The 13,118-nt window shown below is 48.3% G+C and carries 6 protein-coding genes; 1 reads left to right on the forward strand and 5 read right to left on the reverse strand.

The window, feature by feature from the left end; translation table 11 throughout:
• Window positions 1-19 precede the first annotated feature (19 nt).
• Genes E4T81_RS03040 through E4T81_RS03050 form a run of 3 tightly spaced genes read right to left on the reverse strand, consistent with a single transcriptional unit; the run spans window position 20 to window position 6,323 of the window.
• The gene (locus E4T81_RS03040) at window positions 20-1,450 is read right to left on the reverse strand and encodes a glycan-binding surface protein (RefSeq protein ID WP_135041253.1); all 1,431 of its coding nucleotides are present in this window, start codon (window positions 1,448-1,450) and stop codon (window positions 20-22) included.
• Window positions 1,451-1,467: 17 nt separating this feature from the next.
• Entirely contained in the window at window positions 1,468-3,147 is a 1,680-nt protein-coding gene (locus tag E4T81_RS03045; protein ID WP_135041255.1) for a RagB/SusD family nutrient uptake outer membrane protein, read from the reverse strand.
• Between the two features lie 20 nt (window positions 3,148-3,167).
• Window positions 3,168-6,323 carry a TonB-dependent receptor gene (locus E4T81_RS03050; protein WP_135041257.1) on the reverse strand — a complete coding sequence of 1,052 codons (3,156 nt, stop codon included), beginning with the start codon at window positions 6,321-6,323 and terminating at the stop codon, window positions 3,168-3,170.
• 343 nt (window positions 6,324-6,666) lie between these two features.
• On the opposite strand from E4T81_RS03050, the gene E4T81_RS03055 reads away from it, so the two are divergent.
• On the forward strand, window positions 6,667-10,695 hold the full coding sequence (locus tag E4T81_RS03055) for a two-component regulator propeller domain-containing protein (RefSeq protein ID WP_135041258.1): 4,029 nt from the start codon (window positions 6,667-6,669) through the stop codon (window positions 10,693-10,695).
• Here the strand turns inward: E4T81_RS03055 and E4T81_RS03060 are convergent, their stop codons facing one another.
• Both E4T81_RS03060 and E4T81_RS03065 read right to left on the reverse strand, forming a co-directional pair.
• The gene (locus E4T81_RS03060; RefSeq protein WP_135041260.1) at window positions 10,696-11,544 is read right to left on the reverse strand and encodes an SDR family NAD(P)-dependent oxidoreductase; all 849 of its coding nucleotides are present in this window, start codon (window positions 11,542-11,544) and stop codon (window positions 10,696-10,698) included.
• Between the two features lie 85 nt (window positions 11,545-11,629).
• A complete protein-coding gene (locus tag E4T81_RS03065; RefSeq protein ID WP_135041262.1) occupies window positions 11,630-13,108 on the reverse strand; it encodes an NADH-quinone oxidoreductase subunit N in 1,479 nt (492 codons plus the stop codon).
• Window positions 13,109-13,118 lie beyond the last annotated feature (10 nt).

Raw genomic sequence — 13,118 nt, forward strand, 5'->3', positions numbered from 1 at the left:
AGATTCTTGGTTTAAATGATTACTCTTCTTCATCTTCAGGATAGTCAGAGACTGTCACAAACTCGTAAGGCACAATGCGCCAGTTGTCAAGGTAAATCTTAGGACCGTTGAAGGTACTTGACTTGAACTTGAACACATCACCGCCCTTCTCTACTTCAAAGTCACTGTTGACAAAGCCCATGCCGAAGTTACGGTAGCTTGCATCATTACGGTCGGTTATGACATCCTGGAACACAGGCTTGACAGCTGCATCATTGTCACTGAATATAGTCTTGTACTTGTTGATTTCTGACAAGGGAATCGTAACTGTCTGCCATCCGTCGGTAACAAACGGAATTGAGGCGGGATTGTCCTCAGCGTCAGTGCCGAGCCAGGGGAGATAGAAATATGTGAGACCATAGCGGTCGTCAGATCCGTAACCGGCCCAGTTGTAATTGTTGATAAGCGCGATTTCGAGCTGACCTGTACCTTCCCAGGGTTCCGGTACATTAATCTCAAACTGAAGCGCCACCTTTGTAAGCGAGGTCTCGGGAGCGATAAACTGAGTCATTCTTGACCAGTCGTCAAGATCACTGTCATTACCGGCAGTCCAGCACTCGGTGACACGCGGCTTTGCCGATGGAACTCCATTGGCAAGCAGACGGTCGGGAACAAGCTGGAAACACTTGCCATATTTACCTTCCGGGTCATCGGCAAGGTCGTCGCTATTGATCATCGAGCCATCTTCTTTCCAGCTCCAGTAACCTTGTTCACCGGCTCCATCAAAGTCGAGAATCATGCAGTTGCGATTATTGAAATAGTCAGGAGTCTGGGCGATACCGTTAGCTCCGACAGCGGTGATGTGACCACCATCGGTCACTCCCGACGGCATTACAAACGAGAACCACTCGCCATCTTTGTCATCGCTTACTATACCTTCAGTGATTTCCAATCCTCCGGGCAAGGTAATCTTGCTGATTTCCTGAAGAGAACCGCCATAGACCACCACACGCTGACCGGCAACCGGCATAGCGTTGCTGATTGATGTCACAGAGGGAGAAGCCGCACGTATCTCAAACTCACAGACACCCTCGGTGCCATCCTTCACAAGACGGATTGTGTTTCTGACAGCCTCATCGGCGTCAGTAATAGGAGTCTTGGCATTGAGAGTGACGAGCATCGAGTTGTCACTGACATAGGCACGGTTGAAATATGTGTCATAGCCGTTGACATACACTTTCTTGATGCCCATGAAGCCGCTACCCTCAAGACGTATCATCTGACCGAGACGGGCATAAGTGACCTCGCGGTCGGGTACCGACGACTTGACATCCTCAAGATAAACCTTGTTTACCACAGGGGTGGTCTTTTCATTGTCCTTGTCAAAATAAGGGTCATCGTCATTGCAGGCGACCATTCCTATCGACAGGACCGCAAGGGCTGAAAGCCATATATATTTTAAACTTTTCATGTTGTTGCTTAATGATATTATTTATACAATTCTTCAACCGATACCTCACGGGCTCCAAACTCGTAAGCCACAGGCGCTTCCTTGAGCTTGGGGTTACGTCCGGCGTCTACATCGGAAACAGGAAGAGTAAGACGAGCCACTGTAGCCTGGTCTACGTCGGTAGCGTCGGCGGTCTTTTCATACTGGCACTCCTCTTCTTCGTTCCACTCGTAGCTTGCGTTACGGTCCTGATGGTTAAGGTAAGTCACCACCTCCGACTCCATATAGTAGGAACGGCGAAGCAAGTCATACCAGTACTGACCCTCAAACGCGAGCTCGATACGGCGCTCGTAGTGGATAGCGTCATAGTCGATGCGGCTCAGCGAGGGCATGCCGGCGCGAGTGCGCACCTTGTTGAAATATTCAAGGGCTGTAGCGTCGGTTGTTGAAGCGTTGTTGCCAAGAATAGCCTCGGCAAGATTCAGATACACTTCGGCAAGACGCAGCATGTAAGTGTTGACACCCGATGACTGCTGATAGCTCTGACCGTTGTCGTCAAGCTTTCCTATCACGTGCTTCTTTACGTTACATTTCTTCGCATAGTCGCTTTCAGTGACGTTATAGGTATAACCGCCGTTTTCGACATTCAGGTCAGGGTAATACTCCCCTACTGTGGCGATGGTGTGATGACGGCGTATGCGGTCCTGCTTGTCGTAGGCGCGTACAAGGTCAAATGAAGCATAGGTGGCATTGCCCCAGTTTACCTCACATACCATTGTAGACCATCCGAAAAATGCAGAGATGGCATTGTTACAGCCCCAGCCGATAGCTCCGGTAGAGCCTTGCAGCCACTGTAGCTGGAAAAGCGACTCCTTATTGTTGTTCCATGTCTTGACAGCGAAAAGGTCACCGTAGTTTTCCATCAGTTCTGCCGGGCCTTCAATACACTTGAGCGCAGCCTTGCGGGCGAGGTCAAGGTAATAGGTGTTTCTGACTCCGCGGTTATGGTCTTCAGCGATATTGGTGCCGTCATAGGCGCCATCAGTAGTCAATCCTGCCATTGAAAGATAGACACGTGAAAGAAGACCAAACGCGCTGTATCGTGTCACACGTCCTGCCTGAGATGCCTGAGGCGCAAGATTGGCAGCAGCATACTCAAGGTCGCGGATTGCAAATTCCATAACATCGGTCACGCGATGAGCGGGAAGCACGGGATTTGCGGCAGCATCGGTAGTATTGGTATATATGATTGCCTTATTCCAGAGCGAGCCGATGTACCAGTAAGCGAGTCCGCGCATGAAACGCGCCTCAGCCATTCCTTGAATCTTTGCCGCCTCTGACGCACCGGGACCCGAATTAAGGATACGGTTCACGACATTATTGGACTGCGCCACTACTGAATAGAAGGCATTCCATGAGTCTTCAAGACCCGGAGAGAGTGACGTTTCAGTAAAGTTGGTATAAGGATATATATAGTCCGACCAACGCGCGGTGATATTGTTGGAACGTCCGTCGCCCATGCTGTAATAAGCCTTCTCGTTGAAACTGTTCCACACATAATTATATAGAGGCGATGTAGTCGCAAGCACAGCGCCGTCATTGTCGATAAAGGAGCCGTCACTACCTTGGGTAGTGTTCTGCTGAGTCAGGAAGTCATCGCACGAAGTAAGAGCGAGACAGCCGGCAAAGAGAGTGGCAAATAATATTTTAGTTTTCATTGTTATCGGTTGTGTTAAGGTTAGAATGAAACATTGAGACCGAAGGTGTAGATACGCGGCGACGGATAGCGGCCGTAATCAACGCCTGTCATAAGAGCGTCACCATACATTGCGCCAACCTCGGGGTCAAGACCTTTATATTTGCTCCATGTATATACATTCTGTGCGCTGAAATATACACGCAGATTTTGGAGATAGATCTTGCGCATCCAGTTGCGGGGGAATGTATAGCCGATCGAGATGTTCTGCAGGCGGATGTAAGAGGCATCCTCTACAAGAAGGTCGCTGACGCGGGTATAGTTGGCGTTGGCGTCGGTGCGCTGCAGTGCCGGCATTGTAGTTGAACCGGGGTTAACCACATGCAGGTTACGGAAGTCATCGGCGGGAAGGTTGGGGTCTATTACATCAACCTTTGCGTAGTTGAGTGAAGAGCGCAGGATATTGGAGTTCTGTCGCGGATCCTCGATACGCATACGGGTAAGGTTGAGCGCGTCATTACCGTAAGAACCGGAGAAGAAGATGTTCAGGTCAATGCCTTTCCATGTAAATGTATTGCCGAAGCCCCATGTGAATTTAGGCTCGGGATTACCGATAAATGTACAGTCGCTGCTGTCGATCACACCGTCACCGTTGATATCCTCATAGATATAGTCGCCAATCCAGGTCGAGCTCTGTGAAATGGTGTTACCGGAAGGGATAGCAACCTGCTGGATGTTGCCTGCCGCATCATGGTAGTAGAAATCCTCAGGCTTGTCAAAACGGCCTATCACCTTATATCCCCAGAATTGACCGATAGGCTCGCCTACGACGGTCTTGGTGACGATATAGTTGGTTGAAGAGGGCTGATAGCTCTTCTCGATAGATGAATTGGCTGTGTCGAGCGACTTAACCTTGTTGCGGTTAAGGGAGAACACTACGTTTGATGTCCACTGGAAATCGCGGGTCACGATATTGGTTGTGTTAAGGGTAAGCTCTATACCTTTGTTCTCGATTGAGCCGACATTACCCCAAGGATTGTTTGCCGCGCCATGACCTCCTGAACCAAGGAATGAAGGCAACGGGAGCTGGAGAAGAAGATTGTCGGTCTTTTTGTAGTAGACGTCGGCGATAAATTCGATACGGTTCTGGAGCAGACCCAAGTCAAGACCTATATTGTAAGAAGAGGTAGTCTCCCAGGTAAGGTCGGGATTGGCAGTGTTGCCGGTGAGCACACCTACACCCCAGGGGGTAGTCTTGTTGGCAAGGAGAGCCATGTAAGCATAGTCGGTTACGTTCTGGTTACCGGTCTTACCCCAGCCTGCACGCAATTTCAGCGAATTAATCTCGTCAACATCACGGAGGAAATTTTCCTGTGACACACGCCATGCAAGAGCGACAGCCGGGAACCAACCCCACTTGTGACCTTTCGCAAACTTGGACGAACCGTCACGACGGATAGTTGCCGTCAAAAGATAACGCTCGTCAAAAGAGTAAAACGCGCGACCGAAGAATGACGCGATTGAATTGATGTTGCGCGAACCGGTACTGGTTGACTTGGAGATGTCACCGGCGCTAAGGTCGGGTGTACTGTTGGAGAGGAATCCGGTAGTGGCTCCTACCTGATTTTCCCAATAGCTCTTTGACATTTCCTGACCAAGCATTACATTGACATTATGCTTGCGGGCAAATGTGTTATTGTAAGTAAGGATGTTACGCCACGACCAATATTTAGTATCGGTCTTTGTCCAACGCGATGTGCGCTGATCCTGAGTCTTGATACCAAACTGATAGTCAGGTTCGTAGAAATAATACTTATTCAAGTTGTAATCACCTGAAAGCTCGGTGCGTAGAGTCAGCCCCTTGTAAAGTGTGGCTTCAAGGAAAGCGTTCAGGCGGAAGTTGAGTTTCTTGTTTTTGTTGGTGATGATTGACGCAAGACCTACAGGATTGTCAGGCATCCACACATCATCGGGTCCGTCAAATGAACCGTCGGGGGCGGTCACTGCTACAGTAGGTTGCTGAATAAGCGCGCTGATGATAGTATTGTTGTCAGTGCCCACCTGCTGCTTTGAGTCGGTAAGCGAGAAGTTTACTCCACCTCTCAGCCAGCTCTTTATCTGGGTTTCCAGATTAGAGCGGAGTGTGTAACGCTTGAAGCCCGAGCCAAGAGCGATACCGTCCTGGTCGAGATAGCCTCCGGAGAAAGCCCAGGTTGTGCGTTCGTTACCACCGGTGACCGACACGTTATGGTTCATCATGAATGCCTTGCGGAAAAGTTCATCCTGCCAGTCGGTACCCTCGCCAAGAAGCTCCGGGCGTATGAAAGCGTTGTTCTTGTCAACAGAGCTCAGATAATCGGCACGGAAATTATGATGCTCGGCATATTCGCGAAGGTTGAGCATGTCATACTTCTTCGGCATCTCCTGCCATCCAAGATAAACATCGTAAGTGACGGTAGCCTCACCTGCCTTTCCTCGCTTGGTGGTGATCATGATGACACCGTTGCTCGCGCGCGAACCATATATAGCCGTAGCCGAAGCATCCTTTAATACGTCCATTGACACGATGTCTGACGGGTTGATTGATGCAAGCGGGTTAGAGCTCTCGTCATCAGTAGCGGAATCAATCACCACGCCGTCGATAACAAAGATAGGCTGATTGGTGGCATTCAGTGAATTGATACCGCGGATACGGATTGAGGTCGAAGCACCCGGAGTTCCGGAGTTTGCCTGAATCTGCACACCGGCAGCACGTCCCTGCAACACCTGGTCGATACTGGTAGAAATTGACTTCTTGACCGCATCCTCTCCTACAGAGACTACCGATCCGGTAAGGTCGCTACGCTTCATCTGACCGTAACCGACTACAACCACTTCATCAAGAACGGCTGAATTTTCCTGCATTGTAACATTAATTACATTGCGTCCGTTGACTTCGATGTTCTGCGTGTTGTAGCCCACGTAAGAAACTGTGATGGTAGCCTTGGGCGATACACTTAAAGTGTAATTACCATCAATGTCAGTCGATGTACCGTTGGAAGTACCTTTTTGCTGAACGGTTGCCCCGATCAAAGGTTCTCCCAACTCATCGACTACTGTACCCGAGACTGTGATTGTCTGGGAAAATGCCCATAGCGGCGACATAATGCATATCAGCATTGCCGCTATGAATTTCAGATTAAACTCTGTGCATTTCATGAAAATAATTTTTAGTTTTTGGGAATAGTTAAAGTTCTCGATTGGTTTGATTTTCCGGTAATAGTTTTTTGGGGTTGAGTTAATTTTTTAATAAAAATGGGTTAATATTTTTTGTGATATTAGTTGGGTTTAAAAAGGTTGATAAATTGATTGATCTTGTTGCAAATTTAATCTTTTTATACATTATACCATCAATTTTCACGTAACAATTATACCTTTTTATGCAACACAAATGTCATTTACGTTACATAAATCATCGATTACGTACCATTTATGTTATATAACATAAAATTTATCTTTTCTCCACGTTCCATTTTACTTATTTTTGCACAAAACCAAAGCCATGAACCCAAAGCGTCTATTTATCACCCAACTCCTAATTATTTTAACACTTTCCGTGTCATCACAGCAGACTAAGTTCTTCTCGTCAGACGGAAACCTGTCAAGCTGCCTTGTCAACAAGATATATCAAGACAGCAAGGGATTCATATGGATTGCCACGGAATACGGGTTGAACCGATTTGACGGCACAAGATTTGTAACATATAAAAATGTGGCGGGCGACAGCACGTCGCTATGTGACAACTATGTGCGCACCATCCTGGAAAACCGGAACGGGAAAATGCTTGTCGGGACACTGAAGGGGCTCATGGAATGGGACCGGGCGAGCGAGTCGTTCCGCCGGATACCGATTTATCTAAAAGAATCAATAATCACCCCACACGTGACGGATATTATCGAATTATCCAATGGCGACATCTGGATATGCACCGCCGGATATGGTATATTCCTATATAATCCCGTCTCCGACAGCATCTCACGGCTCGACATGCTGTCAGAGGCCGTCGGGAGTGAGTTTATCAGCTGTATCTATGAGGATTCGAGCCACGCTGTATGGATCGGCACCGAAAACAAAGGTGCCTGCCGCTACTACCCGGCAGGCGGCAAGGCAAGGTGTTTCAGTTCGCCCGAGCTTGCAGGCGATAAAATCACCTCAATTCTCGAAGGGGAAGGAGGCATGATATTCATAGGCTCGCTTGACGGAGGAGTGGACCGCTTTGATAAAGGCACGTCGACGATAACACATCTCACTTATAAAGGGGAAAAACTGTCGGTCAAGTCACTCGGCAAGTATAACTCCGAGTATTATGTCGGCACTGAAGGATATGGCGCCCGGCTTCTTACCGACAGGGCTATAGAGGATATACCTCTCGGCTCGGCTCTTGCAGGATGCACCGACGGCAAAATCCACCAGATTGTCACTGACCGCGACGGCAATCTCTGGCTCGCTATGTTTCAGCGCGGAGTCGCCATGATAGCCGGACGCAGGTTTAACTTTGAGTATTGCGGCAGAAACACCATTCCCGGCAATCAGATTGGCAACGGCTGTGTAATGGCTCTATTTTCGGAGGAAAACCATCATGTATGGGTCAGCTGCGACAATGACGGGCTTTATGAACTTGACGAAAATTTTTCGCGTGTAAACTATATACCCTCATCATCCACAGTCCTGTGCATGTTTCGCGATTCAAAGCGAAGAAGATGGGCCGGCACATTCACATCAGGACTTGTAAGGATTACCGATTCAGGAGAGCTTATTCAGGTCAACCGGTTCCGCACATTTAAAATATACAGCATCGTGGAAGGGAAGGACGGCGACCTGTATCTCGGTACACTCGGAAACGGCCTGATAAGATATAATCCTGAGTCTGATAAAGCGACATTCCTTTCCTTTAATCACGGCGCAGTGATGTACAGTAATATGCCTATGGACTGGATTAACCATCTATATATGGCGCCTGACGGAAAAATCTGGATTGCTCATTATGACGGGGTGAGCTGTTTTAATACATTCACTGACGGTTATCTTAGCTTTGGTGAAAGCTATAATGTGGTAAAGGGGAGCATCGGCTACGCCATAGCCAGCGACAGCAAAGGCAATATATGGTGTGGCACTTCCGACGGGCTTTACAGGTTTAATCCCGACGGCAGGTCGGTAAAGCACTTTACCACCGCCGACGGACTGCCAAACAATGTAATATGCGGTATCTGCGAGGATGAAGGCAGAAACATGTGGATAAGCACTTACCACGGCATCACGAAGTATATCCCATCCGACAACCGCTTTGTCAATTTTGACAGCGGCGACGGGCTTCAGGGCAATGAATTCTCCCACGGTGCATTCTGCGAGGATTCGCGCGGCGTGATATACTTCGGCGGAACCAACGGCATAACAGCCTTTCATCCTTATGACATAAATGACAATCCGCGGGAATACCATCCGGTGATAACACGGTTTGACATATTCAATGCTCCTGTCAACACATCCACGCTGACATCTGACGGCAAGCCTATTCTTGACAGGGAACTCGGAGAGGCAGAATCCGTCAACCTGTCGTCGGCCGACAATACATTCAGCATATATTTCTCCACGCTTACATATGACAACCCTGACAAACTTGTGTATCAATACCGCATATATGAACACGGGAAAGAATGGCTCACCACGGCTCCGGGGCAAAATCAGCTGACATTCAACAACATGCCTCCGGGAGAATATCTCTTTCAGGTGCGCGTCGCAGGTGATACATCGGAGAATGGCACACGGTCGCTAAAAATCATCGTAAACTCGCCGTGGTATCAGACATGGTGGGCAATAATGCTGTATGTCGTGACCGGATGCCTGATACTACTTGCCGCTATACATTACTTCAAGGCAAGAATCGCAAGCAACCGTGAACAGCTTGACAGGCAGCAGGCAGAACAGATAATCGAGGCAAAGCTCCAGTTTTTCACAAATATCTCCCATGAGATACGCACCCCCATGACTCTAATAATAAACCCGCTTGAAAAACTGATTAACGACACCCACGATAACCGATTGCGCTCAACCTACATCATGATATACCGAAATGCCCAGCGCATACTGCGGCTTGTGAATCAGCTCATGGACATGAGGAAGCTTGAAAAGGGACAAATGAAGGTAAAAATGCGTGAAACCGACATTATAGGGTTTATAAACGAAGCGATACAGCCTTTTGAATATATCGCCCGTGAAAACGACATCTCAATGACGTTTCATCACGGCAGTGACTCACTGCCGGTGTGGATTGACACCGACAATTTTGACAAGGTGTTGCTGAACATACTGTCCAATGCATTCAAGTACACACCGAAAGGCGGCTCAATCGACCTGACGGTCGCTGAAAAGCATGACGCCACAGGCTTGCCTCCGTTTACAGAATATGCTGAAATATCCATCTCTGACAGCGGAATAGGCATAGACGCCGACAAGCTTGAACAGATATTTGACCGCTTTTATCGAATAGAAAACGAAATGACATCGACAAATCTCGGCACAGGCATAGGGCTTCACCTCTGCCGCTCGCTTGTTGTGCTTCACCACGGAACGATACACGCGCGTAACCATGTAGGGGAAAGCGGCTGTGAGTTTATCATCAGGCTGCCCCTCGGCTCGGCTCACCTGTCAATCGATGAAATCGCTACCGACACCACCCACAAACCGATGAGAATGTTCTCAAATGAGCTTATGGACATGTCTCTGTATGAGCCTGAGGATACCGACGATGATGTCAAGTCAAAAAGCAACCGCACTGTGACAGTGATAGAAGATGATGCCGAGATACGCAACTATCTGCTGAAGGAACTGTCGGCAGACTACAAGGTAACGGCATTTGACAATGGCGAAGAAGCCCTTTCTGCTATACTCACCGACACTCCTGATATAATAATCAGCGATGTAATGATGCCCGGGATAAACGGTTATACTCTCTGCCGTAAAGTCAAGCAGAACGTGAACATAAACCACACTCCCGTGATACTTCTGTCGGCTAAAGCTGAAAACGAGGACCGCATGGAAGGTCTTGAGGCGGGTGCCGACGCCTATCTGACCAAACCGTTCAGCACCGAGGTGCTCCGAAGCACCATAACATCCCTGCTTGCCAACCGCCATCTACTGCGCGCCAAATTTTCGGGAATACAGGAGCAGGAAGACTCCGTAAAGAAAATAGTCATGAAGTCACAGGACGAGGTGCTTCTTAACCGCATCATGGATGTCATCAATGCCAACATATCCTCTCCCGATTTCAGCGTTGAGAAACTCGCCTCGGAAGTAGGGCTGAGCCGCGTACACCTCCATCGCAAGATGAAGGAATTAACCGACCTGTCGGCACGCGACTTCATAAAATCTTTGCGCATGAAACAGGCGGCAAGGCTACTGAGAGAAAAGAAACTTAGTGTAGCCGAGGTAGCATATGCCACAGGATTTGCCAATCCGTCACACTTCTCTTCAGCCTTCAAAGAGATTTATGGCATGACTCCTTCCCGTTATAGCAGCGAGCAACGCGAATGATTATACGTAAATCATCTTGCGCGTCATGCCTCCATCGACTGTTATATTCTCTCCATTGATGAAATCGTTGTCAGGCAATGACAGCCAGATACACAGTCTTGCAATGTCGTCACTCTTCCCCACCCTGCCTGACGGATGCTGGCGATGGTCGGCTTCACTTAACCCTTCTTGGCTGCCGGTCTCAATCCATCCCGGCGAAATCGAATTTACGGTCACCCCGGTCCCGGAAAATGACATCATAAGCGCATGAGTCAAGGATGACACAGCGCCTTTAGACGCGGAATAAGCCTCGGTGCCCGGCTCACTCATGGCTTGACGCGTTGACGATATATTGATTATGCGTCCATAGGGGTTGACTTCAGGCAATGACTCCCTGTGCAAGGCAAGCATGCGCGAGGTGACAAATACAGGCCGTACATTGACATGCATCATCCTGTCAAAGTCGGCCACAGTAGATTCGGCAAGCCTCTTGAAGTCACTTACTCCTACATTATTTATGAGCACATCTATGTCGCCCCACAGGTCAAAAATATCTTGCATACACTGTTCAAGCGCCGCGACATCCGTGACATCCACCGGATAGAAACGCGCGCCGGATGACTGCGCAGTGAGCGTCCCCTCCTTAACATTGACATCGCAGAACGCCACACGACATCCCGCATTGCGAAATGCAGTCACGATAGCCTTGCCTATGCCGGAAGCCCCACCGGTGACAAACACCCTTCGCGGCGGGAATTTTAACGAAATCTCACCCTGTTTCCTGCCTGAAGGGGTCAGTTTAGGGCGATAGGACACACCGCGCCCCGCCCTATGCTCTTCCATTTTTCTTTCAAGATAATTGTCAGCCATGACACAAAGATAGCAAATTTCCACAATAAAATAAGCGGGACACCCGATGTCGGGCTCCCGCTTACTATGTTCATGTCAAGTTATATCAATTAGCAAAGATTGTGAAGATATACTCCGGATTATGAACCGAGGTATTGACAATGCCATTGTAAATGCAGCTTACGATACCGGCGAGGATAATACCGGCAACACATATCCACATGCCAAGACGGTCAGAAACCGATGACTTGAACGGGGCAATGACACAATCTTCCTGATTGTTGATAAACATAGCCTTTACTACAAGCAGGTAGTAGTAAAGAGAGATAATTGTATTTATCAACGCAATCAGCACAAGGATGTAAAGAGCCACCGAACCTGAAGCGACAGCAGTCGAGAAGATGAAGAACTTGCTGAAGAAACCTGCAAACGGGGGAATACCTGCGAGAGAGAACATGGCAAGCATCATTGTGAATGCAAGTTTAGGATTGGTGGAATACAAGTTGTTGTAAGAATCCATGTCCACACGTCCTGTCTTGCTCTCTATCGACTGGATTACACCGAAAGCGGCAAGGTTGGAGAATATATAGACAAGGATGTAGTAAATCAGAGAGCCAAGACCCTGAGCGCTTCCTGCTATCACGCCAAGCATGATATAACCTGCCTGAGAGATTGAAGAGAATGCGAGGAATCGCTTCAGATTCTTCTGACGGAGGGCAAAAAGGTTACCGACAGTGATGGTAAGGATAATCAGGGCATAGAGCATCCATTCCCATATCTGATTGTAGAACGGTCCGAACACCTGCACCATGATTACAAAGAATGCAAATGCAGCGGCGCCCTTTGAGATGACCGAAAGATAAGAGGTAATTGATGTCGGGGCACCCTGATATACGTCGGCGGTCCACAAATGGAACGGAACAAGTGAAAGCTTGAATCCCATACCCGCGATGACAAACGCCACAGCCACAATAAGCATAGCACCTCCGTCAATGACTGATGCAGCGATGTCACTGAAATAAAGTGTTCCGGCAAGAGCGTAGACAAAGCTTAGTCCCATCATGAAGATAGCCGATGAGAATACAGCAGTAAGCATATATTTCACAGCTGCTTCATGGCTCTCATAGCGGTTCTTGTCAAATGCGACAAGAGCAGCAAGAGGGAGTGACGCTGTTTCAAGACCGATGATGAAGAGCAGGAAGTGACGAGCTGAAATCATCAGGTACATTCCGAAAAGCGTAATCAGCAAAAGTTCATAAAATTCACCGCGGCGCACTCTCATGAATTCACTGTGAGCCCATCCCTTAGCCTGGATAAGTACAATGAAAACACCTATGTTAAGCACATTCTTGATAGCGACCATAGTAGGTGAAGTGACATACATACCGCCGAAAGCGCTCGCCACCTCCTTGCAACAGGGAGTCACGAAGCCGGCAAGCGTAAGCAAGCCAAACAGCACGACGGTAAACATAGAAAGTCCGCGAGGAGCTTCCTTGGAGCTGAATGTATCAAACAGGAAGACCAATAAGATCAGGACCAACAATCCTATTTCCTGATACATGACCAAAAATTGTGAATAATCCATATCTTATATA

The sequence above is a fragment of the Barnesiella sp. WM24 genome (assembly GCF_004570975.1).
Lineage (GTDB): Bacteria > Bacteroidota > Bacteroidia > Bacteroidales > Muribaculaceae > Muribaculum.